Annotated in this window: 25 protein-coding genes; 9 read left to right on the top strand and 16 right to left on the bottom strand. The window is 70.3% G+C overall.

What is annotated here, in order from left to right; translation table 11 throughout:
- Positions 1-106 precede the first annotated feature (106 nt).
- Positions 107-781: a Crp/Fnr family transcriptional regulator gene (locus ISP_RS45600; protein ID WP_003081747.1), complete on the bottom strand. Its 675-nt coding sequence runs from the start codon at positions 779-781 to the stop codon at positions 107-109.
- 149 nt (positions 782-930) lie between these two features.
- Entirely contained in the window at positions 931-1,182 is a 252-nt protein-coding gene (locus tag ISP_RS45595) for a hypothetical protein (protein WP_013230551.1), read from the bottom strand.
- Between the two features lie 238 nt (positions 1,183-1,420).
- On the opposite strand from ISP_RS45595, the gene nth reads away from it, so the two are divergent.
- The 4 genes from nth to ISP_RS45575 are packed head-to-tail and all read left to right on the top strand — an operon-like array spanning position 1,421 to position 4,581.
- Entirely contained in the window at positions 1,421-2,104 is a 684-nt protein-coding gene (gene nth / locus ISP_RS45590) for an endonuclease III (RefSeq protein WP_013230550.1), read from the top strand.
- On the top strand, positions 2,101-2,700 hold the full coding sequence (locus ISP_RS45585) for a TlpA family protein disulfide reductase (RefSeq protein WP_013230549.1): 600 nt from the start codon (positions 2,101-2,103) through the stop codon (positions 2,698-2,700). Before nth ends, ISP_RS45585 begins: the two co-directional genes overlap by 4 nt.
- Entirely contained in the window at positions 2,697-3,392 is a 696-nt protein-coding gene (locus tag ISP_RS45580; protein ID WP_013230548.1) for an NUDIX hydrolase, read from the top strand. Before ISP_RS45585 ends, ISP_RS45580 begins: the two co-directional genes overlap by 4 nt.
- A gap of 4 nt (positions 3,393-3,396) precedes the next feature.
- Positions 3,397-4,581 (top strand): MarP family serine protease, encoded by a 1,185-nt coding sequence (locus tag ISP_RS45575; protein ID WP_013230547.1) that lies wholly within the window; start codon positions 3,397-3,399, stop codon positions 4,579-4,581.
- Here ISP_RS45575 and ISP_RS45570 read toward each other — a convergent pair.
- Positions 4,578-5,459: a TetR/AcrR family transcriptional regulator gene (locus ISP_RS45570; protein WP_013230546.1), complete on the bottom strand. Its 882-nt coding sequence runs from the start codon at positions 5,457-5,459 to the stop codon at positions 4,578-4,580. The genes ISP_RS45575 and ISP_RS45570 overlap by 4 nt on opposite strands.
- A gap of 109 nt (positions 5,460-5,568) precedes the next feature.
- On the opposite strand from ISP_RS45570, the gene ISP_RS45565 reads away from it, so the two are divergent.
- Positions 5,569-6,663 carry an FAD-dependent monooxygenase gene (locus ISP_RS45565; RefSeq protein ID WP_013230545.1) on the top strand — a complete coding sequence of 365 codons (1,095 nt, stop codon included), beginning with the start codon at positions 5,569-5,571 and terminating at the stop codon, positions 6,661-6,663.
- Here the strand turns inward: ISP_RS45565 and ISP_RS45560 are convergent.
- The 3 genes from ISP_RS45560 to nhaA are packed head-to-tail and all read right to left on the bottom strand — an operon-like array spanning position 6,650 to position 9,303.
- Positions 6,650-7,576, bottom strand: a complete 927-nt coding sequence (locus tag ISP_RS45560; RefSeq protein WP_013230544.1) for an alpha/beta fold hydrolase — start codon at positions 7,574-7,576, stop codon at positions 6,650-6,652. The two genes, ISP_RS45565 and ISP_RS45560, sit on opposite strands and share 14 nt — an antisense overlap.
- A 5-nt stretch (positions 7,577-7,581) precedes the next feature.
- Positions 7,582-8,073: a phage holin family protein gene (locus ISP_RS45555; RefSeq protein WP_013230543.1), complete on the bottom strand. Its 492-nt coding sequence runs from the start codon at positions 8,071-8,073 to the stop codon at positions 7,582-7,584.
- A 42-nt stretch (positions 8,074-8,115) separates the two neighbouring features.
- Positions 8,116-9,303, bottom strand: a complete 1,188-nt coding sequence (nhaA, locus tag ISP_RS45550; RefSeq protein ID WP_013230542.1) for a Na+/H+ antiporter NhaA — start codon at positions 9,301-9,303, stop codon at positions 8,116-8,118.
- Between the two features lie 190 nt (positions 9,304-9,493).
- On the opposite strand from nhaA, the gene ISP_RS45545 reads away from it, so the two are divergent.
- A complete protein-coding gene (locus ISP_RS45545) occupies positions 9,494-10,951 on the top strand; it encodes a peptide MFS transporter (RefSeq protein WP_013230541.1) in 1,458 nt (485 codons plus the stop codon).
- A 1-nt stretch (position 10,952) separates the two neighbouring features.
- On the opposite strand, the gene ISP_RS45540 is transcribed toward ISP_RS45545, so the two are convergent.
- The gene (locus ISP_RS45540; RefSeq protein WP_013230540.1) at positions 10,953-11,681 is read right to left on the bottom strand and encodes a VIT1/CCC1 transporter family protein; all 729 of its coding nucleotides are present in this window, start codon (positions 11,679-11,681) and stop codon (positions 10,953-10,955) included.
- Between the two features lie 117 nt (positions 11,682-11,798).
- On the opposite strand from ISP_RS45540, the gene ISP_RS45535 reads away from it, so the two are divergent.
- Complete coding sequence (locus tag ISP_RS45535) at positions 11,799-12,152, top strand: cupin domain-containing protein (protein WP_013230539.1); 354 nt, start codon at positions 11,799-11,801, stop codon at positions 12,150-12,152.
- A gap of 236 nt (positions 12,153-12,388) precedes the next feature.
- On the opposite strand, the gene ISP_RS45530 is transcribed toward ISP_RS45535, so the two are convergent.
- From ISP_RS45530 to ISP_RS45520, 3 genes are all read right to left on the bottom strand, one after another.
- Positions 12,389-12,874: a DUF6319 family protein gene (locus ISP_RS45530; protein WP_013230538.1), complete on the bottom strand. Its 486-nt coding sequence runs from the start codon at positions 12,872-12,874 to the stop codon at positions 12,389-12,391.
- Between the two features lie 142 nt (positions 12,875-13,016).
- Positions 13,017-14,999 (bottom strand): acetate--CoA ligase, encoded by a 1,983-nt coding sequence (gene acs / locus ISP_RS45525; protein WP_013230537.1) that lies wholly within the window; start codon positions 14,997-14,999, stop codon positions 13,017-13,019.
- Between the two features lie 100 nt (positions 15,000-15,099).
- Positions 15,100-15,702, bottom strand: a complete 603-nt coding sequence (locus ISP_RS45520) for a GNAT family N-acetyltransferase (RefSeq protein ID WP_013230536.1) — start codon at positions 15,700-15,702, stop codon at positions 15,100-15,102.
- 114 nt (positions 15,703-15,816) lie between these two features.
- Between ISP_RS45520 and ISP_RS45515 the strand changes: the two genes are divergently transcribed.
- Both ISP_RS45515 and ISP_RS45510 read left to right on the top strand, forming a co-directional pair.
- Positions 15,817-16,314 carry a phosphoribosyltransferase gene (locus ISP_RS45515; protein ID WP_013230535.1) on the top strand — a complete coding sequence of 166 codons (498 nt, stop codon included), beginning with the start codon at positions 15,817-15,819 and terminating at the stop codon, positions 16,312-16,314.
- Positions 16,311-17,033: a Fic family protein gene (locus ISP_RS45510; RefSeq protein ID WP_013230534.1), complete on the top strand. Its 723-nt coding sequence runs from the start codon at positions 16,311-16,313 to the stop codon at positions 17,031-17,033. Before ISP_RS45515 ends, ISP_RS45510 begins: the two co-directional genes overlap by 4 nt.
- Here the strand turns inward: ISP_RS45510 and nicT are convergent.
- The 6 genes from nicT to ISP_RS45480 all read right to left on the bottom strand — a co-directional run bounded on the left by nicT (position 17,030) and on the right by ISP_RS45480 (position 25,135).
- Positions 17,030-18,121 (bottom strand): Nickel transporter NicT, encoded by a 1,092-nt coding sequence (gene nicT / locus ISP_RS45505; protein ID WP_014467826.1) that lies wholly within the window; start codon positions 18,119-18,121, stop codon positions 17,030-17,032. The two genes, ISP_RS45510 and nicT, sit on opposite strands and share 4 nt — an antisense overlap.
- Positions 18,122-18,177: 56 nt before the next feature.
- Positions 18,178-19,107 (bottom strand): N-acetylmuramic acid 6-phosphate etherase, encoded by a 930-nt coding sequence (locus ISP_RS45500; protein ID WP_013230532.1) that lies wholly within the window; start codon positions 19,105-19,107, stop codon positions 18,178-18,180.
- A 23-nt stretch (positions 19,108-19,130) separates the two neighbouring features.
- A complete protein-coding gene (locus ISP_RS45495) occupies positions 19,131-20,105 on the bottom strand; it encodes a MurR/RpiR family transcriptional regulator (RefSeq protein WP_230468638.1) in 975 nt (324 codons plus the stop codon).
- A 238-nt stretch (positions 20,106-20,343) separates the two neighbouring features.
- Positions 20,344-22,074, bottom strand: a complete 1,731-nt coding sequence (locus ISP_RS45490) for a serine hydrolase domain-containing protein (RefSeq protein ID WP_013230530.1) — start codon at positions 22,072-22,074, stop codon at positions 20,344-20,346.
- A gap of 47 nt (positions 22,075-22,121) precedes the next feature.
- The gene (locus ISP_RS45485) at positions 22,122-23,381 is read right to left on the bottom strand and encodes an exo-beta-N-acetylmuramidase NamZ family protein (protein ID WP_013230529.1); all 1,260 of its coding nucleotides are present in this window, start codon (positions 23,379-23,381) and stop codon (positions 22,122-22,124) included.
- Entirely contained in the window at positions 23,378-25,135 is a 1,758-nt protein-coding gene (locus tag ISP_RS45480) for a glycoside hydrolase family 3 protein (RefSeq protein WP_013230528.1), read from the bottom strand. The genes ISP_RS45485 and ISP_RS45480 overlap by 4 nt, the downstream gene beginning before the upstream one ends.
- Positions 25,136-25,515 lie beyond the last annotated feature (380 nt).

Raw genomic sequence — 25,515 nt, 5'->3', positions numbered from 1 at the left:
ACCGCCAAAGGACGCCACCGCGGCCCCAGCCACCCCGCCACGATCACCATCGAGATAGAAGCAACCTTGACAACCCAACCACCGGCCTAACTGAACGGCTTTGGGGCTAGCGGGCCCGGCGGGCCAGCCGCTCCGGGTCCAGGATCAGCACGCTCTTGCCCTCGAGCCGCAGCCAGCCGCGGTGGGCGAAGTCGGCGAGCGCCTTGTTGACGGTCTCGCGCGACGCCCCGACGTACTGGGCGATCTCTTCCTGGGTCAGGTCGTGCGTGACCCGCAGCAGGCCAGCCTCCTGGCTGCCGAACCGCTGCGCGAGCTGCAGCAGCGCCCGCGCCACGCGGCCCGGGACGTCGGTGAAGATCAGCTCCGCGACCATGTTGTTCGTCCGGCGCAGGCGGCGCGCGACCACGCGCAGCAGCTGCTCGGCGATCTCCGGGCGGGTCGAGATCCACTGGCGCAGGGCCGGGCGGTCCATGGTGACCGCGCGGACCTCGGTGACCGTGGTCGCGCTCGACGTCCGGGGGCCGGGGTCGAAGATGGACAGCTCGCCGAACATGTCGGACGGGCCGAAGATGCCCAGCAGGTTCTCGCGGCCGTCGGGCGACTTGCGGCCGATCTTCACCTTGCCGGACTGGATGATGTACAGCTTGTCGCCGGGTTCACCCTCGTTGAAGATGACATGGCCGCGGGGGAACTCCACGGATTCCAAGGTCTGGGCCAGCGCCTCCGCCGCTGCCGGCTCCACACCCTGGAAAATGCCCGCACGGGCCAGGGTTTCGTCCACCTCGGGTGCCTCCTCGTCGAGAAACGATCACGCTCCCCCTTGGCTGGAGGAGCGTGACGCCGATCACTTGCGCGTCAGTCTAGGGCGTACTCCCGAGATCGCTCGCCGGACTCGCACGTGGCGGAAACGATCTCGTTCGAACGTGGAGCCTAACTCCGCACGCGACGCGCGCGTAGCCTGGCTGCCCGTCCGCCCAGCCTACGCAGCCGGAACAGCTCCAGCGCGCGGCCGATGCCGTGCCCGTAGAGCGCCCTGACCTCGTTGGGCTGCGCCTGCTCGAGGAACTCTTCGACCTCGTTCTCCTGCACCGCGACGTGCTTGAGCCTGCTCTCCACCCGCTCCATGAAGAGCGCGAAGAACATGATGACCAGGGGGACCAGGATGACGAACCAGACGGTCATGACCGGACCCCCAGACACATCCCGAAACACTCAGTGAGAAGCATGTACTCCAGATCCTCGCTCATGGCGGCCGGAAAACGCGCCGAGGTGGTGCTCTGGCGTGTCGGTCGTCCACCGGTGCAGTGCCCGGCTCGTCCGACGGCGCCCGTAGGCTATCGGGGTGCCACCTGCCACCACGAACGCCCCCTGTGAAGGCGCTGGTGAAAGCCGGTTAGCTCTGGTGAGACGCGCCAGGCGGATGAAGCGTTGCCTGGACGACGTGTATCCCGACGCCCACTGCGAGCTCGACTTCACCACACCACTGGAACTGCTGGTCGCGGTCGTGCTGTCCGCGCAGACCACCGACGTCCGGGTGAACCTCGTCACTCCCGCGCTGTTCAAGCGCTACCGGACCGCGGCCGACTACGCGGGCGCCGACCGCGCCGAGCTGGAGGAGTACCTCCGGAGCACCGGCTTCTACCGGGCGAAGGCGAACTCCGTGATGGGCCTCGGCGCGGCGCTGGTCGAGCGCTTCGACGGCGAGGTCCCGGCCAAGCTCGAGGACCTGGTCACCCTGCCCGGCGTCGGCCGCAAGACCGCCAACGTCGTCCTCGGCAACGCCTTCGACGTCCCGGGCATCACCGTCGACACCCACTTCGGCCGGCTGGTCCGGCGCTGGGGCTGGACGGCGGAGGAGGACCCGGTCAAGGTCGAGCACGCGATCGGCGAGCTGATCCCCCGCAAGGAGTGGACGATGCTCTCGCACCGGGTGATCTTCCACGGCCGCCGCGTCTGCCACGCCAAGAAGCCGGCCTGCGGCGCCTGCCCGCTGGCCAGGGACTGCCCGTCGTACGGCACCGGCCCGACCGGGTTCGACGAAGCCGCGAAGCTGGTCAAGGGCGTCGAGAAGGACCACATCTTGGCCATGGCTGCGCCTCGGTGACGAGCGTCACCAAGTGGGCGTTGGCCGCCGCCGTGCTGGCGGTGGCGCTGATCGTCGCGCTGCTGCCGCGCGGAGGTGACGACCCGGCCGCGAAGCCGGCGGGGGAGCTGGCGCCCGCCCGGTCCGCGGCGGCGCTCCAGCCGTGCCCGGCCCCGGCGGCGGCGCAGCCGGTGAAGCAGCTCGAAGGCGTCACGGCGGACTGCCTCGGCGACGGCGCGAGCGTCGACGTCGGCAAGGCCCTCGCCGGTGCTCCGGCGCTGGTCAACGTGTGGGCGTCGTGGTGCGAGCCGTGCCGGACCGAGCTGCCCGTGCTCCAGGAGTACGCGAAGCAGCCGGGTGCCGTGCGCGTGCTCGGCGTCCAGGTGCAGAGCCCGGCGAAGGACGGCCTGGACCTGCTGGCGAAGCTGGGGGTGCACCTGCCGTCGGTGTTCGACGGGGACGGCTCGAGCGGGCCCGTCCGGACGGCGCTGAAGGTGCCTTCGGCGCTCCCGGCGTCCTACTTGGTCACCGCCGGCGGTGAGGTGCGGTTCATCGCGAATCCTCGCTCGTTCGTGAACACTGACCAGGTGCGCGCGGCAGTCGAGGGGGCAAGGTGATCGGACCACTGGTCGAACCCGAGTCGGTTCCCGAGTGGCTCCGGCCGCTGGTCAAGGTGAGCGGCGAGGTCGACGCCAAGACGTTCACGCGGTTCAGCCCACCCGAAGACGCCTTTCCGCGCCCCGCCGCGGTGCTCATCCTCTTCGGCGAGCGCGAAGCCGACGGCGAGCCGGACATCCTGCTGCAGCGCCGCGCCGACACGCTGGGCTCGCACGCCGGCCAGGTCGCCTTCCCCGGCGGCGGCGCCGAGGAGGGCGACGGCGGCCCGGTCGGGACCGCGCTGCGCGAGGCCGAAGAGGAGACCGGGGTGGTCCCCGCCGGCGTCCGGCCGATCGCGGTGCTGCCGGAACTGTTCGTCCCGGTGTCCGGGTTCGCCGTGACGCCGGTGCTGGCGCACTGGGCGGAACCGTCGCCGGTGCACGCGGTCGACCCGGCCGAGACGGCGTCGGTCGCGCGCGTCGCCATCGCCGACCTGGTCGACCCGGCCAACCGGTTCACGGTCCAGAAGAAGGGCGCGCCCTGGAAGGGGCCGGCCTTCGAGGTCGGCGGCCTGTTCGTGTGGGGGTTCACCGCCGGGCTGCTGTCGGTTCTCCTGAGCCTGGGAGGCTGGGAGCGCGAATGGGACCCGGGCGACGTCCGGGACCTCGACGAGGCGCTGGCCGCGTTCCGGAAGCGAGTGGTGGAGGGGTGACGCGGTGAACTGGGTCGATGTCGTGGTGCTGCTGCTGGCCGTGCTGGCGGCGGTGTCCGGCGCATACCAGGGCGTGATCGTCGCGCTGCCGTCGCTCGTCGGCGTCGTGCTCGGGGCGGTCGCCGGGATCAAGCTCGCGCCGGTCGTGGTCTCGTTCTTCGACGACCCCGTCTGGAAGGTCGCCTTCGCGGTGGCGACCGTGGTCTTCCTGGTCGCCTTCGGCGAGGCGATCGGCGTCTACGTGGGCCGACGGCTGCGGCAGAAGATCAACCCGGACAAGCTCTCCGGCATCGACAAGACCCTCGGTGCGCTCGTGCAGGCCCTGGTCGTGTTCGTGGTGGCGTGGCTGATCGCGACGCCGCTGACCACCGTGTCCGGCCTGCCCGGGCTGGCCAAGGCGATCAACGGCTCGGTGGTGCTCGGCAAGGTCAACGACGCCATGCCGGCGGCCGCCCAGGGCTTCCCGAGCCAGCTGCGCAAGCTGCTCGACGCGTCCGGCTTCCCGTCCATCGTGGATCCGTTCCAGAAGGCGCCGACGGCGGACACCTCGCCGCCGGACCCGGCGCTGCAGCGCAGCGGGATCGTCCAGCAGCTGCACGGCAGCGTGGTCAAGATCCGCGGCAGCGCGAGTTCGTGCTCGCGGTCGCTCGAAGGCAGCGGATTCGTGATCGCGCCGCAGCGGGTGATGACGAACGCGCACGTCGTGGCGGGCACCGACACCGTCGGCATCGAGACGACCCAGGGCGACTACCCGGCCCGCGTCGTCTACTTCGACCCGGAGGTCGACATCGCGGTGCTCGCGGTGCCGCGCCTGAAGGCCGACGCGCTGCAGTTCGCGCCCGAGACGGCGGCCGCGGGCGACAGCGCGGTGGTGCTCGGCTACCCGCTCGACGGCCCGTACCGGGCGACGCCGGCGCGCGTGCGCGGCCGGATCAACCTGCGTGGCCCGGACATCTACGAGGCGAACACCGTGCAGCGGGACGTTTTCACGGTCCGCGCCGAGATCCGCAGCGGCAACTCCGGCGGCCCGATGGTGACACCGGGCGGCAAGGTCATCGGCGTCGTCTTCGGCGCGGCGGTGGAGGACCCGGAGACCGGCTTCACGCTGACGGCCGAGCAGGTGCGCGCCGAGGTCGACGCGGCGCCGTCCCAGACGACGAACGTGTCCACCGGCTCCTGCGCAGCCTAACGCCCGAACCGCAGCGCGACGCCGTCCAGCAGGGCCCGCATGCCCGACTCGAAGATGTTGTCCAAGACCAGGTCGTAGCCGGTCTCCTCGAGTTCGCGGAGCATCTTGGCGAACACGGGCCGCCCGGTGATCGTCGGCCCCATCGAGGGGAGCTGGCGGTCCATCCACTGGTCCTCGGACAGCCCGGACGAGGCCAGCGCGTGCTGCTCGCGTTCGAGGTGGATCGCGAGGCCCTGGACGTAGCTGAAGAACAGGACGTGCAGGTCGCACAGCGTCGCCGCGTCGACGCCGAGCTCGGACAAAGCCGTCAGCGCCCATTCGCCGTGCAGGCCGAGGTTGGGTAGCGGCAGCGGCCGGGTGATCGGTCCCAGCTGAGCCAGCCACGGGTGCCGCCGGAAGAGGGCCCAGAGCGTCCGGCCACCGAGCGTCAGCCGTTCGCGCCAGTCACCGGACGGTTTCGCCGGATAGCCGCGCTCGCCGAAGGCGGCGTCGGCCATGAGCAGCACCAGCTCGTCCTTGCCCCGCACGTACCGGTACGGCGCCATCGCCGCGACCCCGAGCCGGGCGGCGACGCCGCGCATGGACAGCGCGCCGAGGCCCTCGGTGTCGGCGATGGCGATGGCGGTCCGCACGAGCTGCTCGCGGGTCAGCCCGCGCTGACTGCCGCGGCGGTCCCGGTCGGCGACGACCGTGCCGGACCGCGGTTCGGCACGCACGAGACCTTCCTGGCTCAGCTGGGCCAGCGCCTTCGCCGCGGTCGCCATCGCGACCCCGTGGTCGGCCGCGAGCCGCCGGGTCGAAGGCACCCGCGCGCCCGGCGGGAGCTCGCCCCGCGCGATCCGCTCACGCAGGTCGTCGGCGATGGCCACGTACTTCACGGTGGTCTCCTGACCTAGTACAGACGGCCATCTGTACTAGTACAGAAATAGCCTTTGAGCAGTTGGTTCTCCACAGTGGAGCGTACAAGCGTACGACTCTGGAGGAAACATGCGGAACGTCCTGATCTCCGGTGCGGGTGTCGCCGGCGGCACCCTGGCCCGGTTCCTGGCCCGCGCGGGCTGGGCGGTGACCGTGGTGGACCGGGCGCCCGCCCCGCGCACCGGCGGCCAGGCGATCGACGTGCGCGGTGTCGCGCTCGACGTCGTCGACGAGCTGGGCCTCGGCGACCGGATGCGCGCGCTGCGCACCCGGATGCGCGGGATGTCCATGGTGGACGGGGACGGCCACGAGCTGTTCCGGTCGGAGGAGCACACCTTCACCAGCGGACGGCTGGACAGCGCCGACTTCGAGATCCTGCGCGACGACGTCGTCGCGATACTGCTGGAGGCGCCCGGCGTCGAGTACGTCTTCGGCGACTCGATCACCGAGCTGGCCGAAGAGGCACACGGCGTGCGCGCCGGCTTCGAGCGCGGCGGCTCCCGGACGTTCGACCTGGTCGTCGGGGCGGACGGCCTGCACTCGGCGGTGCGGCGGCTGGCCTTCGGCCCGGAGGAGGACTTCATCCGCCACCTCGGCCAGTACCTGGCGATCTTCCCGACGGCCAACTTCCTCGGCCTCGAGGACTGGCAGGTCTGGTTCCGGCACGAGCACACCGGGGGCGTGGCGTACCCGGTGCGGGACAACACCGAGCTGCGCGTGACGCTCGGCTTCGGCTCGGAACCGCTGCCGCGGATGGCCGTCCCGGAGCAGAAGCGGCTGATCGCCGAGCGGCTCGCCGGGGTCGGCTGGGAGGTGCCGAAGCTGCTGGAGGCGATGGCCACCGCGGACGTCTTCTACTTCGACGCCATGGCCCAGATCCACCTGGACCGCTGGTCGGCGGGCCGGGTCGTGCTGGTCGGCGACGCCGGCTACTGCGCCGCGGCGCTGTCCGGCCAGGGGACGAGCCTCGCGCTGGTCGGTGCCTACGTCCTCGCGCAGGAACTCGGCCGGGCCGGCCACGAAGAAGCCTTCGCGGCCTACGAGCGGCGGATGCGGCCCTTCGTCGCGCTCAACCAGGCGCTGGCCACCGAAAATCCCGAAGGACCGGCGTCGGAGGAGTCGGTCGAGCGGGCGAAGAACGCGATCGACCTCAGCCTCGGCTGAGGAAGTCCACCAGGGCCGCCGACGTGCGGTCCGGCACCTCGAGGTGGGGGAAGTGCCCGACGTCCGGCCAGATCTCCGGCTCGGCGTGCGGGCCCGCCCAGCGCGTCGACGACGCCGCCGTTTCGGGAAGGATGCACGTGTCGTCGGCGCCGTGGAGCTGCAGCGTCGGCACCGCGATCCGGGTGCCGACGGCGTCGGTGAACCGGCGGCCCTCGCCGCGGAACTGGGCGCGGAACGCCCACCGGTAGTACTCGAGCGCGCTGTGCGCGACCCCGGGCACGAGCATCGCCTGGCGGAACGCCTCGACGCTGCCGGTGAAGTCCGAAGTGGACCGCCAGGGACGGCCGGCCCAGCCGCCGAACAGGTCCTCGACGGCTCGGGCGTCGTCCTTCACCAGCCACTTCTCCGGCGCCATCGGTACCTGGAAGCGGAAGAGGTGCCCGGCCGCGCGGCCCTGGCCGCGCCACGGGCGGGCCGCCCCCGAGCGCAGGGCGAGCGGGTGGGCGGCACCGATCGCCGTCACCGAGGACACCAGCCGCGGGTGCAGGGCCGCGACCGTCCAGGCGAGCATGCCGCCCCAGGCGTGCCCGACGAGGTGGGCGCGGCGCGCCCCGAGCGACTTGATCAGCCCGCCGACGTCACCGGCGAGGGTCCACGCGTCGTAGCCGCGGGGCGGCTTGTCCGAGTCGCCGTACCCGCGCAGGTCGACGGCGACCGCGCGGAACCCGGCGTCGGCCAGTGCCCGCAGCTGGTGGTGCCAGGTCCACCAGAACTCGGCGAACCCGTGCAGCAGCACCACGACCGGCCCGTCGCCGAGCTCGGCCACGTGCAGGCGGATGCCGTTCGCGGACACGTCGCGGTGGACCCACGGGCCGTCGAGCCGGACGATCGACGGGTCGGGGGACGCGTGCAACGACGTCAGTCGCGGGTGGTCAAGCCGGCTTCGGGCGCGCGCTGCGGCTTGAGCGCGGCGGCGGTCTCCTTGACGCTGGCGATGGTCCGCTCCGGTGCCTTGAACTTCTTCACCTTGCGGTAGCCGAGGAACCCGGCCACGCCCGCGACGATCAGCATCAGGACGAACACGATGCCGAAGGCGATCCAGCGGTAGCGCACCCACTCGGCCAGCCCCTCGGCCGCGAAGAAGAACAGGAAGAACGTGCTGTACAGGAAGACCGTCAGCGCGATCAGGAAGAAGACGGCCCCCTTGAGGCCCTTCTTCACCTCGCCGACGAGCTCGGACTTCGCCAGCTCCATCTCGGCCCTGACCAGGGTGGAGATGTGCTGGGTCGCGTCGCCGACCAGGCGGCCGAGCGACTGGTCGCCGGGGATGTCGGAAGCGGAGGACAGCGGGAGGTAAGGCACGGCCCCCACGCCGTCGGGGCCGGTGCGTTCGTGCTTGGGGCTGCTCACCGGGTCATCGTGCCATGCGTCCCGTTACCGGGCGCGGCGGAGTCACCGTGTGTCGGGGAATCGCGCATGAACCTTGCTACGACGGAGTAGCAAGGCCGCCGCCAGGAGGGACGCCGTCGCCGACGCGATCAGCACCGCGGCCTTCGCCAGCTCACTGGTGTCGTCCGGCAGGGCCAGCTCCGCGATCAGCAGGCTCACGGTGAACCCGACGCCGCCGAGCACGGACAACGCGGCCAGGTCCCGCCAGCCCATCCCGCGTGGCTTGTCCGCCACGCGCAGCTTCACGGCGAGCAGACTGGCCCCGAGGATGCCGACGACCTTGCCGACGAGCAGCCCGGCGAGCACCGCGAGCGGCAACGCCGTGGTGAACACGGCGCCGAGCGCGTCGGCGTTGACCGAGATCCCGGCCGCGAACAGCGCGAACACCGGGACGGCGACGGCCGCCGACCACGGCTGGAGCCGGTGCTCGAGCCGCAGCGCGGGCGCCTCCGCCTCACCCTCGTCCGGGCGGACGCGGGTGAGCAGGCCCAGCGCGACGCCGGCGATCGTGGCGTGGATGCCCGCCGAGTGCACCGCGACCCAGGTGACCAGCGCGAGCGGGACGTACAGCCACGGCGTCCGGACCCGGCAGTGCTGCAGGAACGCGTACAGCGCGAGCGCGACGACGGCGACGGCCACCGCGATGAGGTTGAAGCCCGACGTGAACAGCACGGCGATGACGACGATCGCGCCGAGGTCGTCCACCACGGCCAGGGAAAGCAGGAAGACGCGGGCGCTCGAGGGCAGGTTCGACGCCGTCAGGGCCAGCACGCCGAGGGCGAACGCGATGTCCGTGGCGACGGGGATCGCCCAGGCCCGCTCGATCCCCGGCGTCCCCCAGCCGACGGCCAGGGCGACGAGCGCGGGCACGGCCATGCCGCCGATCGCGGCGACCACCGGCAGGATCGCCTGCTTGAGGCGGGACAGCTCGCCGATGACGAGCTCGCGCTTGAGCTCCAGCCCGGCGACGAAGAAGAACAGGGCGAGGAGGCCGTCCTTCGCCCAGTCGCCGATCGTCAGGTTCAGGTGCAGGAACTCCGGGCCGAGCCGGAAGCCGCGCAGCGCGTGGTAGCTGTCCCGCAGCGGCGAATTGGCCCAGAGCAGCGCGACCGCCGTCGCGCCGAGCAGGATGAGCCCGCCGGTCGTCTCGGTGCGCAGGTAGCGGGCGAATTCGCTGAACGGGCGGGTCATCGGGGCAGCTCCTGGGGTCGCTGATCACTGTTGCCGACCAGGCTTCCCGGCGCACCTTGGTGCCAGTTTACCGGCTCTTTGTCACGCATTGTCATGACCGCCGCCACACGTCGTGCCGGTGGTGGGTCACGGGATGGGCTCCTACCATGCCAATCGACAACGAAGTTCCCTGGACAAAGGAAGACGAGTTGTGAGCACCTCAACCGAGGTCCAGCAAGACACGAGGTTCTTCGGGCACCCACGAGGACTGGCGAACCTCTTCGGCGTCGAGATGTGGGAGCGGTTTTCCTACTACGGGATGCTCGGCATCCTGCCGATCTACCTCTACTACCGGGTCGAACAGGGTGGCCTGGGCCTCGCGCAGGAGTCCGCGCTCGGCATCGTCGGCGCGTACGGCGGCCTGGTGTACCTGTCGGCCGTCATCGGTGCGTGGGTGGCCGATCGCCTCCTCGGCTCCGAGCGGACGCTGTTCTACAGCGCCGTGCTGATCATGATCGGCCACCTCAGCCTGGCCCTGCTGCCGGGCCTGGCCGGCATCGGCGTCGGCCTCGTGTGCGTCGCGGTCGGCAGCGGCGGGCTGAAGTCCAACGCGACGGCGATCGTCGGCACGCTCTACGCCGAGGGCGACGAGCGGCGCGACGCGGGCTTCACGATCTTCTACATGGGCGTCAACCTCGGTGGGTTCGTCGGCCCGCTGCTGACCGGGCTGGCGCAGACCCAGGTCGGCTTCCACCTCGGGTTCGGCCTCGCGGCGATCGGGATGGCCCTCGGTCTGACCCAGTACACGTTCGGCCGCAAGAACCTCGGCGACAAGGCGAAAGAGGTGCCGAACCCGCTGCCGGCGTCCCAGCGCGTGCTGGCGATCGGCGCCGCCGTCGTGCTGGTGGCCGCGGTCGTGGCGCTGGTCGTCACCGGCGTCGTCAACCCGGGCAACCTCGCCGACGTCGTCGTGTGGGTGGTCGGCGTGATCTCGGTGGTCTACTTCCTCGTCATCCTGACCAGCGGCAAGATCACCGGCGTCGAGCGCAGCCGGGTGTTCTCCTTCATCCCGATGTTCATCGCCAGCGCGGTGTTCTTCTCGCTGTACCAGCAGCAGTTCACGGTCGTCGCGGCCTACACCGACCAGCGGCTGAACCGGAACCTGTTCGGCTGGGAGATGCCGGTGTCCTGGGTCAACTCGATCAACCCGGTGTTCATCATCGTGTTCGCCCCGATCCTCGCGGCCCTGTGGACGAAGCTCGGCGAGCGGCAGCCGTCGACGCCGATGAAGTTCGTCCTCGGCACGGTGCTGATGGGCGCGGCGTTCCTGCTGTTCCTGCCGATGGTCGGCAGCGGCAAGAACGCGAGCCCGATCCTGGCGATGGTCGGCATCCTGTTCGTGTTCACGATCGCCGAGCTGTGCCTCTCGCCGGTCGGGCTGTCGTTGTCGACGAAGCTCGCGCCGGCGGCGTTCCGGACGCAGATGGTGGCGCTGAACTTCCTGTCGATCTCGTTCGGCACCGCGATGTCCGGCAAGCTCGCCGAGTACTACTCCGTCGACGACGAGGCGCCGTACTTCAGCACGGTCGGCCTGGTCGCCATCGGGGTCGGCGTGCTGCTGTTCCTGGGCATCCCGTTCATCCGCAAGCTGATGAAGGGCGTGCACTGAGCTAGCCGACGGTGACCCCGAAGATCACGCCGACGAAGTAGGTCACGACCATGGTGAGGGCGCCGACACCGACGTTCCGGAGGATCGCGCGCCCCACGTTCGCGTCGCCGAGCCTCGCGCTGACCCACCCGGTCAGCGTGAGGCCGACGACGACCGCGGCGGCGCACGCCCACACCCGCAGCGAGACGCCGGCCCACGCGATGGACAGGATCGGCAGCAGGGCGCCGACCGAGAACGCGACCAGCGACGCCCAGGCGGCCTGCCACGGGCTGGTGAGGTTGCCGGGGTCGATGCCGAGTTCGGCCTCCGCGTGCGCCTGGAGGGCGTCCTTTTCGGTCAGTTCGCGGGCGACCTGGGTCGCCAGCTCCGGCGACAGGCCCTTGTCCTCGTAGATCTCGGCGAGCTCGCGCTCCTCGGCCTCCGGCATCGTCTTGAGTTCCTGTTTTTCGAGCCGGAGCAAGGCCTGTTCGGTGTCGCGCTGGGTGCTCACGGAAACGTATTCCCCGCCGGCCATGGAAAAGGCGCCGGCGACGAGCCCGGCGATTCCGGCGGTGAGGATCGTGGTGCTTTCCGTGGTCGCCCCGGCCACGCCGACGACGATGCCGGCCACGGACACGATGCCGTCGTTCGCGCCGAGCACCCCGGCTCGCAGCCAGTTCAGCTTCCCGCCCACGCCCTCGTGCGGTTCGTGAGTGTGCTCCACGGCGTCACCGTCGATCGTTTCGGTCACCGGACCAGTGAAACACGGAAGCGGAATCGTGGCGAGACGCGGTCTTTTGTCAGGTGCGCCTAAATAACGGCTGCCTTACCTAAGTGGTCCTGTGTGGACTCTCAGCCGGGCTGGGGCATGCTGGGCGGCATGGAAGAGCAGGTGTGGCACCGGCTGGTCACGGTGGAGGGCCTGCCGCTGACGGGCGGCGAGGGCCGGTTCCGGCTGCTGGAGACGGCGGAGAGCGGGCTGGCGTACCTGATCCACTACCCCGCGGGAGTGGCGTCCCCGACCCACACGCACGACCACGACTCGATCGTCTACGTCCTGTCGGGCCGGTTGCGCGGAGCGGTGGACGGCGTGGAGGTCGGCCTCGAGCCGGGCGATTCGGTGCTGCACCCGCGCGGGGTGGCCCACCACGTCGAGGCCCTGACGGACGCGATGTGGGTCGAGTTCAAGTCACCCCTGCCGGGCCGCCCACCGATCGCTTGAGCTAGCTGATTTCGGGCTGCGGTGCAATCGGCCATCCACAGGGACCCGCTTTTCGGCAGCTTGGCGGAAGTTGTCCACAGATCGCCGAGCGGCGGGTTTTTGCAGGTGGGGGCCGGTAGACTGGACCAGGGGACGCCCCCCGGGATAGGGCGGGGGCTGCCTGCCGTTCCGTCGGGCAAAACGGAAACGCCCGGCCCCGCCAAAATGCGGAACCGGGCGCTCCCCGGAGTAAAGCCTCAGGCGTCCAGCTCGGCGAGGGCCTGCTTGGCCTTCTCGAGCTCGGCCTCCAGCGCCGCGACCTTCGCCGCCTGCGCCTCGCGGGCCTGGTTGATCACCTCGTCGATCGGGCCCGACAGGTCCGCGTGCAGCTCCTTCGCCGCGCGCGAGACCGCCGCCGCCGGGATCTCGAGGCCCTTCGCGACCCACTTCGAACCGTTCTTCAGCTCGGCCTGCCACTCGCCATCGGCGGTGCCGGTGACCGTGAGGGTCAGCTCGACCGTGCGGGTCTTCTTCGCCGTCGACGCCGTCGCCGCACCCTTGGGGCGGCCGCGCTTCGGCTTGGGGGCCTCTTCCTCGGCGGGCGAAGCGTCGCCCTCCGAAGAGGCCGGGGACGCGGACTCGGTGACGGTCGCCTCGTCGGCGGAAACCTCCGGCGTCGAAGCCGGAGCCTCGGTCGGAGCCGAAGCCGTTTCCTCGTCGTGCGTCAGGACATCCACGGTCATCGTCGTGTCGTCTCCTTGCCCGGGAAGTGGGTGTGGTTCGCGGCACAGCGTAGAACATCCGTTCGAGTCGTGCCACGCGGGGTGTCATGACAGAGCCCTCCCGGCGCGAAGCCGGAAGGGCTCTGACGGGGGGAACGCTAGCTCACTCCTCCGACTTGCCCGACTTCAGGCCCGACGAGATCAGGTCCATCACCGACGAGTCGGCCAGCGTGGTGACGTCGCCGACCTGCCGGTTCTCCGCGACGTCGCGCAGCAGGCGGCGCATGATCTTGCCCGAACGCGTCTTCGGCAGCTCCGGCACGACCATGATCTGCCGCGGCTTCGCGATCGGCCCGATCTCCTTCGCGACGTGGTTCCGCAGCGCCTGGATCGCCTCTTCGCCACCGTCGACGGCGTTGCCGCGCAGGATGACGAACGCGACGATGCCCTGGCCGGTCGTCGGGTCGGTCGCGCCGACGACCGCGGCCTCGGCGACCGTCGGGTGCGAGACCAGCGCCGACTCGACCTCGGTCGTCGAGATGCGGTGGCCGGACACGTTCATGACGTCGTCGACGCGGCCCAGCAGCCAGATGTCGCCGTCGTTGTCGTACTTCGCGCCGTCGCCGGCGAAGTAGAAGCCCTGGTCCTTGAACCGCGACCAGTAGGTGTCCTTGAAGCGCTCCTCGTCGCCCCAGACCCCGCGCAGCATCGACGGCCACGGCTTGTCGAGCACCAGGTACCCGCCGCCGCCCGGGCCGACCTCGTTGCCCTGGTCGTCGACGACCTTCGCGGAGATGCCCGGCAGCGCCTTCTGCGCCGAGCCCGGCTTGGTCGAGGTGACGCCCGGCAGCGGCGAGATCATGATCGCGCCGGTTTCGGTCTGCCACCACGTGTCGACGATCGGGGTCCGGCCGGCGCCGATGTTCTCGCGGTACCAGATCCACGCCTCGGGGTTGATCGGCTCGCCGACCGAGCCCAGCACCCGCAGCGACGACAGGTCGTACTTCTCCGGGATTTCCGCGCCCCACTTCATGAACGTGCGGATCAGCGTCGGCGCCGTGTAGTAGAGGGAGACCTTGTACTTCTGGATGATCTCCCAGTGCCGCCCCTCGTGCGGGGTGTTCGGCGTGCCTTCGTAGACGACCTGCGTGACGCGGTTGGCGAGGGGGCCGTAGACGATGTAGCTGTGGCCGGTGATCCAGCCGATGTCGGCGGTGCACCAGTAGACGTCTTCGCCGGCCTTGTGGTCGAAGACGTTGTGGTGCGTGTACGCGGTCTGCGTCAGGTAGCCGCCGGAGGTGTGCAGGATGCCCTTCGGCTTCCCGGTCGTCCCGGACGTGTAGAGGATGAACAGCGGGTGCTCGCTGTCGAACGCTTTGGGAGTGTGCTCTTCGGACTGTCCGTCGACGAGCTCGTGCCACCACAGGTCGCGACCGTCGGTCCACGGGACGTCGCCCTCCAGCTTGTCGCCCGTGCGCTTCACGACGATGACCTTCTCGACGGTTTCGGCGCCTTCGAGCGCTTCGTCGACATTGGCCTTCATCGGCGCGGCCTTGCCGCGGCGGAACTGGCCGTCGGAGGTGATCACGACCTTCGCGGCGGCGTCGTCGACGCGGGCCCGCAGCGCCGTCGGCGAGAAGCCGCCGAAGACGACGTTGTGCAGCGCGCCGATCCGCGCGCACGCGAGCATCGCGAAAATGGCCTCGGGGACCATCTGCAGCTGGATCGCCACGACGTCGCCGGCGGTGACGCCCAGCGACGCGAGTGCGTTGGCGGCCTTGGAAACCTCGGTCTTCAGCTCGGCGTAGGTGATGTCCCGGGTGTCACCCGGCTCGCCGACCCAGTGGATCGCGACCTGCTCGCCGTGCCCGGACTCGACGTGCCGGTCGACGCAGTTGTAGGCGACGTTCAGCTTGCCGCCGACGAACCACTTCGCGAACGGTGCATTGGTCCAGTCCAGTACCGTGGTCCACTTCGTGTCCCACGTGAGCCGCTCGGCCTGCTTCGCCCAGAACGCTTCGCGGTCGGCGTCCGCCTCGGCGTAGAGGTCGGCCTTCGCGTTGGCCTGAGCAGCGAAATCTTCGCTGGGCGGGAAGGTGCGGCTCTCGGTGAGCAGGTTGTCCAGGGCTGGGGACTGCTCGGTCATGGTTGCAAGGCCTCCTGTAGTGCGCCGACATGACGGCTAGCGGCACGCTAGCGACGTTAGTCCGCCTTGTAAAAGGTTGCACCCACGTGACCCGGCCGGTTCACCGTGCCAGGCGAGACCCGGTGACTAAGCGTTCGTTCAGCCGGGCCTTCGCGGCCGGCCACTCCGGCGCCAGCATCGAGTACGTGACGGTGTCCCGCGACGAGCCGTCCGGCCGGATCCGGTGCGCCCGCAGCACGCCTTCGCGAAGCGCGCCAAGGCGTTCGATGGCGCGTTGCGAGCGGAGGTTGCGGATGTCGGTCTCCCAGCAGACCCGTTGCGCGTCAAGGGTTTCGAACGCATGTGTCAGGAGCAGCAGCTTCGACTCGGTGTTCAGTCCGGTGCGTTGCCACTCCGCGCCGATCCACGTGTGCCCGATCGACAGGATCCGGTGCTTCTCGACGACCTGGTAGTACGACGTCGTTCCGGCGACGCGGCCGGAGGCGACGTCGATCTGCGCGAAGGGACGGCGATCGGGGTCGGCGAGCGCCTGCTCGACCATCCGCTCGGCGGCGGGAAGATCCCCCGGCTGACGGATGCTCAGCCACGCCCAGATGCCCGGGTCGGCGCCGGCCTCGAACAGGCCCTTCGCGTGCTCGGGCGTCAGGGGTTCCAGGCGGACGTGCTCGCCGGAAAGGGTCGGTTGCGTGGTCCAGTCGCTCACGGGGACCACCGTAAGCCGACCAGTGGCTGCTCAGGATAGCCAATTTCTGATCGTTTTCAGAGGCCACTAGCGGGTTGCCTATGCTCGGCGGACGACGACGAAAGGGCGGGCTCGATGGCCGAAGAGCGGGAAGAGCTGAGCTGGGAGCTGTTCGGCACGGCGAGCCGTGAACTGGCTCACACCATCGCCGAAGACGGCTTCGCGCCGGACCTCATCCTCTCGATCGCGCGCGGCGGGCTGTTCGTCGCCGGCGCGCTCGGCTACGCGCTCGACGTGAAGAACCTGCACGTCATGAACGTCGAGTTCTACACCGGCATCGACCAGCGCCTCGACCTGCCGGTGATGCTGCCGCCGGTGCCCAACGTCGTCGACCTCACGAGCAAGAAGGTGCTGATCGCCGACGACGTCGCCGACACCGGCGCCACGCTCAAGCTGGTCCGCGACTTCTGCCTCGAGCACGTCGCCGAGGTGCGCTCGGCCGTCGTCTACGAGAAGCCGCACTCGACGGTGAAGTGCGAGTACGTCTGGCGGCGCACCGGCAAGTGGATCAACTTCCCGTGGTCGGTGCTGCCGCCCGTGGTCACCCGCGAAGGACAGGTGCTCGACGCATGACCGACCCGCTGAAGCCCCTCCTCGACCTCGAAGGCGTCGCGGCGGCGGCGAAGTCCGCGCAGGACGCGGTATTCGCGGTCCACCGCCTCCCGGCGAACCTCCGCGGCGGCGCGGCGACGGCGGCCGAAGCATCCGTGCGGGCCGCCCGCGCCTCGGCCGGCATCGAAGGCGCCAACCCGGAGCTGCCCGCCGACGGGACGGTCGACGACCCCGTCCTCGCCGGCGCGCTGCGCGTCGCGGAGACCCTCGAAACGTTGCTCCCGACCTGGCGCCGCGCGCCGCTGCAGGCGTTGGCGCGGCTGCACGTCCTGGCCGCGGCGGACCTCGTCGACGACCTGGACGCGTTGGGGCGCCCGCATTCCGGCGGCGGCCGGCTCGAACTGCTCGCCCAGCTGGTGACCGGAGCGACGTCGGTGCCGGGGCCGGTCCTGACGGCGGTCGTGCACGGGGAACTGCTGGCGCTCAAGCCGTTCGGCAGCGCGGACGGCGTCGTCGCGCGCGCGGCCGCCCGCCTGACGATGGTCGCGACGGGCCTCGACCCGAAGGCGCTCAGCGTGCCCGAAGTCGCGTTCTTCCGCCGGGTGCCTCGCTACCTCGAAGCGGCCGAAGGGTTCGCGAGCGGGACGCCCGAAGGCGTACGCGGGTGGCTGCTCTTCTGCTGCGAAGCGTTCGAAGCGGGTGCGCGCGAAGCGAAGAGCATTTCGGACGCCGCTTCTTAACCGGACAGCTTCGCCGACCACTTCTCTTCGATGCGCCCGAACCGCCACACCGCCAGCGCGACGATCCACGTCAGCACGAACAACCCGACGATCCCGAAGCCGACGTAGTCCAGGTTCACCGAAGCGATCGCGGCCAGCGGCCCGCTCGTGATGGCCAGCTTCTCGGCGACGATCGACACCAGCTCGATGGTCCCGATGAGCAGTGCCACCGCGACCGACAGCGCGGTCACCGTGATGTTGTAGAAGATCTTGCGCACCGGCTTCGCGAACGCCCAGCCGTAGGCGAAGTTCATGAAGCAGCCGTCCACGGTGTCGAACAAGGTCATCCCGGCGGCGAACAGGATCGGCAGCACGAGGATCGCGTACCACGGCAGCGCGAACGTCGCGGCGCCCGCGGCCAGGACGAGCAGCCCGATTTCGGTCGCCGTGTCGAAGCCCAGCCCGAACAGCAGCCCGACCGGGTAGATGTGCCACGGCTTGCGCACGGCCTTCGTGGTGCCGCGCAGCAGCCGGCTCAGCAGGCCGCGGTTGTCCAGCTGGTGCTCCAAAGCGGCCTCGTCGAACTCGCCCCGGCGCATCTGCCGGAACACGCGCAGGATCCCGACGAGCACGACCAGGTTCAGGATCGCGATCACGTACAGGAACACGCCGGACACCGACGTCCCGATCACGCCGGTGGTCTGGTGCAGCGCCGACGAGCCGTCCTCGACCTGCCCGGCCAGCGCCCGGATGCCGAGGGACAGCAGCAGGCACAGCACGAAGACGACCGTGGAGTGGCCGAGGGAGAACCAGAACCCGACCGAAAGCGGCCGCTGGCCGTCGCCCATCAGCTTGCGGGTCGTGTTGTCGATCGCGGCGATGTGGTCGGCGTCGAACGCGTGCCGCATGCCGAGCGTGAACGCCGTGACACCCAGCCCGATCCCGAACACGCCGGACGTACCCAGCGCGTAGTGGTGCGGCGCGACGAACGCCGTGAGCACGCCCCAGCCCACGACGTTCAGCAGCAGGATGAACCCGGCCATCCCGCCGATCGACACCCACTCGCGACGCGAAAGCCCGCGCCGCGAGTCCTCGTCCGTGCCCGCCATCGCCCCCACCCGCCTTCCTCTCATCTGAGAGGTTAGACAGGTGAACAGATGAGAATCTAGCTCGCTCGCACCCGAAGTGTGTCCAGAGCCTTGCGCACGTGCCCGCCCGACGCGTGCAGAGCCTTCGCCGCGCTCTTGACGTCCTCCCCGGACAGCAGGTGCACCAGCGCCACCTTGAGGTCGCCCCCGGCCTCGGTGAGCGCGTCCGAGCAGTCCGCCATCGTCATCCCGGTGGCTTCCTGCAGGATCCGGATGGTCCGGCCGCGCAGCTTCGCGTTGGTGGCCCGCATGCTGACCATCAGGTTGGAGTACGTGCGGCCCAGCTTGATCATCGTCGCGGTGGAGAACGACGTGAGGATCATCTTCTGCGCCGTGCCCGCCTTCATCCGGGTCGACCCGGCGATCGCCTCCGGCCCGGTGTCGACGGCGATGAGCACGTCCACCCCGGCCGGCTTCGCGGCCTTGGCGTTGCCCGAGACCAGCCCGGTCCGGGCGCCCTGGCGCGACGCCGCGGCCAGCGCACCCAGCACGTACGGCGTCCTGCCCGACGCCGTCAGCCCCAGCACGAAGTCGCCCGGCTGCACCATCGCGGCCATTTCGGCCGCTCCGGCGGCCGAGTCGTCCTCCGCGTTTTCGACGGCCTGGCGCAGCGCGCGCTCGCCGCCGGCGTGGTGCGCGATGAACCAGTCGCCCGGCACGTTGAACGTCGGCACCAGCTCGGCCGCGTCCAAGGTGGCCAGCCGCCCGGACGTGCCCGCGCCGACGTAGTGCACCCGGCCGCCGGCCCGCAGGGCGTCGACCGCGTAGTCCACCGCGCGCGCCAGCTGGGGCAGCACTGCGGCGACGGCACCGGGGACCGTGCGGTCCTCGGCGTTGATCGCGCCCAGGATCCCCGCGGTGGACATCAGGTCGATGTCCTTGGTGCGGGGATTGCGGGTCTCGGTCGGCGAATCGACGTGCACCGCCTGCACGGGGACGGTCATCATGCGCCTCACATTTTCTCCGGGCATTACTTGCCGGTTTCCCGCGGACGGCGACGACCGTCCGGCCTGACCCCCAAGCGGTGTGATCCGACTGCGTCCCGCGTCGCGTCCAGTGCGTTGACCGAGGCGTCCATGTGCCGCTGAGCGACGCCGATGAACAGGCAGTCGATAACGGTGAGCTGGGCGATCCGGCTGGCCGTGGCGCCCGACCGGAACGTGGTTTCCCGGGCCGCGGTCGTCAAAACGTGGTCGGCGACTTCGGTGATCGGGGAACGCGGGAAGTTCGTCACGGCGATGGTGATCGCGCCGTGCTCACGAGCCACGCGCAGCGCCTCGACGGTGTCGGTGGTCGCGCCGGTGTGCGAGACGCCGATCGCGACGTCACCGGGGCTCAGCACCGCGGCCGAGGTGAGCATGATGTGCGTGTCCGACCACGCGAAGCACACGCGGCCGATGCGGTGCAGCTTCTGCTGCAGGTCCGCGGCGACGAACGCGCTGGCGCCCACGCCGTAGACGTCCACGCGGCCGGCGCCCGCGACGGCCGCGATCACCCGCTCCAGGGTGGCGATGTCGAGCTGGTCGGCCGTCTCCTCGACGGCTCGCGCGTCGGCGAAGCTGACCTTGCCGATCACGGCGGCCAGGTCGTCCTCCGGGCCGATCTCGCCACCGAGGTTGCGCGTGGTCCGGGCCTCGGTGCGGGCGGTGTCCGCGGCCAGCGCGATGCGCAGCTGCGGGTACCCGCCGACGCCGACGGCCTTGCAGAACCGGGTCACCGTGGTCTCGCTCGTGTTGGCGGCCAGGGCCACCTCGGTGATGCTGCGCCGCGCGACGTGCGCGGGGTCTTCCAGCACCACCTTGGCCACGCGCTGCTCGGCGCGGGCCAGTCCGGGGAGCAGGGACCGGATCCGCACCAGCGGGCTGGAGTCGGCGTCCCGTCCGGCCGTCTGGACCGATACGGGCTCGGACGGTGCCGGGCCGACTACGGATTCGGTATCACTCACCGTCGGAAAGTTACTAACCGTTGGCATCTGTGACAAGGCTACCCACACCCTTCGGTCGGATCGCAACCCGTCCGTGTCTGCGGATCTGGATTTGCGATTAATCACTGACCAGAAAGTCGCCAACCAGGTCGACCTTGTTAACGAGGTCAAGCTAACGACTTGGCAACTTAGTGTCGCGGTGCAAGCGGCAAGAGGACGGTAAACTCGGCCTCATGGTCGACGGTTGGCGACCGATCGGTCACCGAGAGCTCAACTGCCAACCCTCTGCAACGAATATCGCGGGGTCTCGTTCACCGTCGAGGAGTGATCGGCCGCTCTCGGTGACTTTCACACCGTCCACCGAAACTCCTCGTCCGGTGTAACTCGGGTCGGTGCTGTAACGCCAGCGGAGGCTCACCGACGCGCCCTGCGGTACCGCGCCCACCGCCCGCCACCAGGCTCGGTGCCCGTGTCCGGAGAGCGACGTCACGGTTCCGGAGGGTGCCCCCGGTCCGGAAACCGAGAGGGCGATCGGTTGCCAGTTAACGCCGTCGGTGCTGGCCTGCAGCTGAAGTGGATCACTGCTGCCCTCGGTGTCCACGAAGGCAGCGAACGAGACCCGGGCTTGATCACTATGCGTGGTAAATGCGCGGGTACTGAGCGTGGCAACGGCGGCGTTACCGAGCGTGCTCGTCCAAGCGTCCTTCCCGGCCACCGGCCGCACCGCCATGGCCCTGGCCAGCGACGTCGCCCACACCTGGCGCGCGGTGTTGATCGAGCCCCAGTTCCGGCTCGGGTGCACGCGGTTGGTCAGCAGGATCGCGACCGACCGGGACTCCGGGTCGATGACCAGCGTCGTTCCGGTGTAGCCGGTGTGCCCGGCGGTGACCGGCGACGCCAGCGCACCCATGTACCAGGGCTGGTCGAGCTCGAAGCCGAGGCCGTGCGCGTCGTCCGGGAACTGCTGGTTGTAGTTCGTCAGCAGCTGCCGGACGGTCTCCGGCCGCAGGATCCGGTGCCCGCGGTAGCTGCCCCCGTTGAGGATCGCCTGGGCGAGGGTGGCCAGATCGCTCGCCGTGCTGAACACGCCCGCGTGCCCGGCGACGCCGCCGAGCGACCACGCGTTCTCGTCGTGCACGCTGCCGCGCACCAGCCCCCGCGGCGGATTCGTCTCGAACTCCGTCGCGGCGATCCGGCTCAGCTTCGCCGCGGGCGGGTTGTAACCGGTGTCGGCCAGGTCGAGCGGGGCGGTGATCCGGTCGTGGACGACCTTGTCGAGGGACTGCCCGGTCAGCTTCTCGACGATGAAGCCGAGCGTCAGCAGGTTGATGTCCGAGTAGAGGTACGTCGTGCCCGGCTTGTTCTTCAGCGGGCTGTCGAGCACCGCCTGCCGGCGCGACGGGATGTCGGGGTAGCCGGCCCAGAGCGACGGGATGGGATCGGCGTCGAAGCCCGAGGTGTGCGTGAGCAGCATCTTGACCGTGATGGCGGCCTTGTCCCCGGTGGCGAACTCCGGGAAGAAGCGGCTCACCGGCGTGTCGATGGTGAACTGGCCGCGTTCGATGAGCTGAAGCACCGCGATCGAGGTGAACAGCTTCGAGATCGAAGCCATGTCGAAGATGGTGTCGTTCTTCATGGGGACCTGCTGGGCCGCGGGCAGTTCGGTGCCCGCGGCGTCGGCGTACCGCAGCGCGCCGCCGACCGCGTACCGGTCGACGACCACGCCGTCGTGCGCGAGCAGGCCGACCGCCCCGGAGAAGTGCGGGTGCCCGGACGCGTCCGGCTTCGTCCAGCTCGCCAGGAAGTCCTCGGCCGCCTTGATCGGCGCCGGGTCGAGGCCGACGTCCTGCGGGCGCCCGTCGCGCAGCGTCGTCCACACCGGGGCGAACCCGTGTTGCGGCCGGTCGAAGCGGCCGGCCGCCGGATCGTGGCTGGTGATGGCGCTGGCTCCCGAGTCCGACACGGTCAACGTGGTCAAGGCGGCCAGCACTCCGGTGGCCGCGACGAGGACCTTCCTAGCACGCACGAGTCTCCCCCTCAGCGGTAGAGCAGGTGGTGGCGGCGTCTCCGGTCGAACTCGGCCAGCTCGGCCCGCCAGGCGCCGGTGACCTCGTCGACGCCCGCGCCGGCGTCGACCATGGTCCGGAGCCGGTCGGACCCGGACAGCTTGTCGATGTAGTTGTCGGGGCGCCAGGCGAACACGTCCGGGTGCAGGGCCTTCGCCGTGACGAGCATGGCGACGGTGGTCCGGATCGCGTCGAAGGCCCGCGGGTCGCTCACGCTGAGCTGCACGCCTCCGCACGTCTGGTTGACGAACTTGCTGAACGTCGGGACGAAGTAGGTCTCGCGGAACCGCGCGCCGGGCAGGGCGAGGTCTTCGAGCTTCTCGCGCCAGCGCCAGTCGAGCCCGGGCGCGCCGATGATCTCGAACGGCCGCGTGGTGCCACGGCCTTCCGAGAAAACCGTGCCTTCGAACATCCCGGTGCCCGGGTACACGAGGGCCGTGTCCGGCGTCGGCATGTTGGGGCTCGGCAGCACCCAGTTCAGCCCGGTCTGCGGGAAGAGCGTGTCGCGCTGCCAGCCGCGCACCTGGACGACGTCGAGCTTCGGGAGCTGGACCCCTTCGCCGGGCAGGAACTCCTCGGCGAAGAAGCGGGCGAGTTCGCCGACGGTCATGCCGTGTTGCTGCGCGATCGGCTTGCGCCCGATCCCGGAAGCGAACTTCGGGTCGAGCACCGGTCCGGCCGCCCGGCCGCCGAGCGGGTTCGGCCGGTCGAGCACGACGAGGGCGGCGTCGACCTTCGCGGCGGCCACCATCGCGGTGTAGAGCGACCAGATGTAGGTGTAGAAGCGCGCGCCGACGTCGGCGATGTCGAACACGACCGTGTCGACGCCGGCCTTGGTGAACAGCGAAGCGAGCTTCGTCGTGTCGACGCCGTACGCGTCATAGACCGGGACGCCGGTGCGAGGGTCGGTGTAGTCGCCTTCGGAGCCGCCGGCCTGCGCGCTGCCGCGGAAGCCGTGTTCGGGGCCGAAGGCCGCCACCGGTTTCAGGCCGGCGGCGACCATCGAGTCGACGATGTGGTCGCCGTTCAGCAGGACGCCGGTCGGGTTCGAGAGCACGCCGAGCTTGCGGCCCTCGAGGGGACGCCAGCCCTGCGCGGCCAGCTGCTCCGCGCCGGGGAGGACACGCCCATGCCCCTGTGCGGGCTCGGCTCCCGCGACGGCCGAACCGCCCGCCAGGGCCGGGACCGCCAGCGCGCTCGCGCCCAGGAAGTGGCGTCGGTTGAGGCTCACCAGGTCAGCCCGTGGCCGAACGGGTACTTCACGGTCTGCATGTCGGCCCCCGCGGGGATGTCCACCGGCAGCTTCCCGATCGGCTTCGTCTCGCCGACGATCACCTTGGCCAGCGCCTCGAGGGTCGGCGTGATGTAACCGTAGGTGGCCAGCCAGGTCCGGACGGTGCTCGGGTAGCCCGCGTCGTAGGGGATCTGTGCGGCGACCGCGACAACCGGCTTCCCGGTGGCCTGCAGCGCGTTGAGCAGGTTCGTCTGCAGCGGGTAGGTGGCGATGTTGTTGGTCAGCACGACGACGAGATCGGCGCTCTGCGCCTTGGCGACGGCCTGCGCGATCTGGGCATCCGTCGGGACCTGACCGGTTTGGTAGGCCGTCGCGGCCGTGCCGTGGGCGGTCAGCTTCTGCGCGAGGGTCGCCGTCGTGGAGACGCCCCAGCCGGTGACGAGCGTCGTCGCGGGCTTCTGCTTCAGGGGCAGGAGACCGGCGTCGTTCGCGATGGCCGTGATGCCGCGGTCGGCGATGTCCTGCGCGGTCTCGAGGCTCGACGGGATGCCGACGGTCTTCATCACCCGGCCGGTGTCGACGAACGGCGAGAAGAGGATGCCGCGCAGGAACTTGAGTTTGAGCACGCGCAGCACGCTCTGGTCGATCCGCCGCATCGGGATGTCGCCGGACTTGACGGCGGCGATGACCGAGTTGATGGCGAGCTCGAGGTGCACCGGCATGAGCAGCTGGTCGACGCCCGCCTTGAGCGCGAGCACCGGGATCTCGGCGTCGCTGTGCAGCCTGCGCACGCCCTCCATCTCGAGGGAGTCGGTGATCACGACGCCGCGGTAGCCGAGCTCGTTGCGCAGCCGGCCGGTGATGATCGGCTGTGACAGCGTCGCGGGCTCGAGCGAGGGGTCGAGGCTGGGGAACTGGATGTGCGCGCTCATGATCGAGTCGACGCCGGCCGCGATCGCGGCCTTGAACGGCGGCACGTCGGTGGCCCGCCACTGCGCCTCGGTGCTGTCGATCCGCGGCAGCCCGGTGTGGCTGTCGGTCGGTGCGGCACCGTGCCCGGGGAAGTGCTTGGCCGTCGCCGCCACGGTCTTGGTCGGGAAGCCGGAGTCCTGGAAGCCCTTGATCTCGGCGGTGACGAAGTCGCTGGCCAGGCCGGGCTGCCCGGAGAAGGACCGCACGCCGATGACCGGGTTGACGGGGTTGGAGTTGACGTCCGAATCGGGCGCGAAGTCCTGGTTGATCCCGACGGCCCGCAGTTCGCGGCCGAGGATGGTCGCCGCTTGCGTCGCGCGGTTTGTGTCCCGCCCGGCGGAGACGGCCATGGCGTTCGGGAACTCGGTGGCCGGTGCGCCCATCCGCGTGACCGTGCCGCCCTCCTGGTCGGCGGCGATCTGCAGGGGGATGTGCGCCCCGCTCCGGACGGCGGCCTGTTGGAGGCCGTTGGACAGCTTCGCGACCTGCACGGGGTCGTCGAAGTTGTCGCGCGAGTCGTTGTTGAAGTAGATGACCCCGCCGAGGTGGTACTTCTCGATGACCTGCGCGGGGGTGTCGACGCCGAAGTCGGTCTGGTTCTTCGGGTGGACCTCGTCGGCGGACTTGCCGTTCACCCAGGTGACGAACAGCTGCCCGACCTTCTGCTCGAGCGTCAGCCCACGCAGCGCCTGTGTCGCCGCGGCCTCGGCCTGCGCGTCCGCGCTCAACCGGGGTGCGCTCGCCGCGGTCGCGACACCCACACCGGTGAAGGCGAGCACCCCGGCAACGGGCAGGGCGAGCGCATGGAACCTCCGATTTCGGGTCGTCACGACCAGCCTCCCAGAAGTAGCGGGCGCCGATCAGGACGTCAGAAGTCCACCTAGAGGCGCCAGTATCGGGAAGCTACTCACCGAATCCGGCGATGTCCATCGACCGACCGCACGAACGCTCCAGTCGTACCCGGATCGGTAGGAAAGTCGCCGTCCGCAAGATGCACGCAGGTCCGAACGGGTGGCGGCCGGCTCACGGCCCATCCCCCACATAGACGAGGCGGGGGGGGGGGGGGGGGCCCCCCCCCGCGCCCCGCGGTGGTTCGTGCTCAGCGGGGGCAGTGAGCACGAACGTTCAGGGGGTCAGGCTTTCGCCGCCACTTCTTCGG

The organism is Amycolatopsis mediterranei (assembly GCF_026017845.1).
GTDB lineage: Bacteria > Actinomycetota > Actinomycetes > Mycobacteriales > Pseudonocardiaceae > Amycolatopsis > Amycolatopsis mediterranei.
Note: the sequence above shows the minus strand (reverse complement) of the source record. Positions and strands in the feature narration are given on the sequence as shown.

Excerpts from the sequence above, each read along its gene's own strand:
- ISP_RS45595 (WP_013230551.1), bottom strand. The coding sequence starts at position 1,182 with ATGACCGTCTGGTTCGTCATCCTGGTCCCCCTGGTCATCATGTTCTTC.
- nth (WP_013230550.1), top strand. The coding sequence starts at position 1,421 with ATGAAGCGTTGCCTGGACGACGTGTATCCCGACGCCCACTGCGAGCTC.
- ISP_RS45565 (WP_013230545.1), top strand. The coding sequence starts at position 5,569 with ATGCGGAACGTCCTGATCTCCGGTGCGGGTGTCGCCGGCGGCACCCTG.
- nhaA (WP_013230542.1), bottom strand. The coding sequence starts at position 9,303 with ATGACCCGCCCGTTCAGCGAATTCGCCCGCTACCTGCGCACCGAGACG.
- ISP_RS45535 (WP_013230539.1), top strand. The coding sequence starts at position 11,799 with ATGCTGGGCGGCATGGAAGAGCAGGTGTGGCACCGGCTGGTCACGGTG.
- ISP_RS45530 (WP_013230538.1), bottom strand. The coding sequence starts at position 12,874 with ATGACCGTGGATGTCCTGACGCACGACGAGGAAACGGCTTCGGCTCCG.
- acs (WP_013230537.1), bottom strand. The coding sequence starts at position 14,999 with ATGACCGAGCAGTCCCCAGCCCTGGACAACCTGCTCACCGAGAGCCGC.
- ISP_RS45515 (WP_013230535.1), top strand. The coding sequence starts at position 15,817 with ATGGCCGAAGAGCGGGAAGAGCTGAGCTGGGAGCTGTTCGGCACGGCG.
- ISP_RS45510 (WP_013230534.1), top strand. The coding sequence starts at position 16,311 with ATGACCGACCCGCTGAAGCCCCTCCTCGACCTCGAAGGCGTCGCGGCG.
- nicT (WP_014467826.1), bottom strand. The coding sequence starts at position 18,121 with ATGGCGGGCACGGACGAGGACTCGCGGCGCGGGCTTTCGCGTCGCGAG.
- ISP_RS45500 (WP_013230532.1), bottom strand. The coding sequence starts at position 19,107 with ATGATGACCGTCCCCGTGCAGGCGGTGCACGTCGATTCGCCGACCGAG.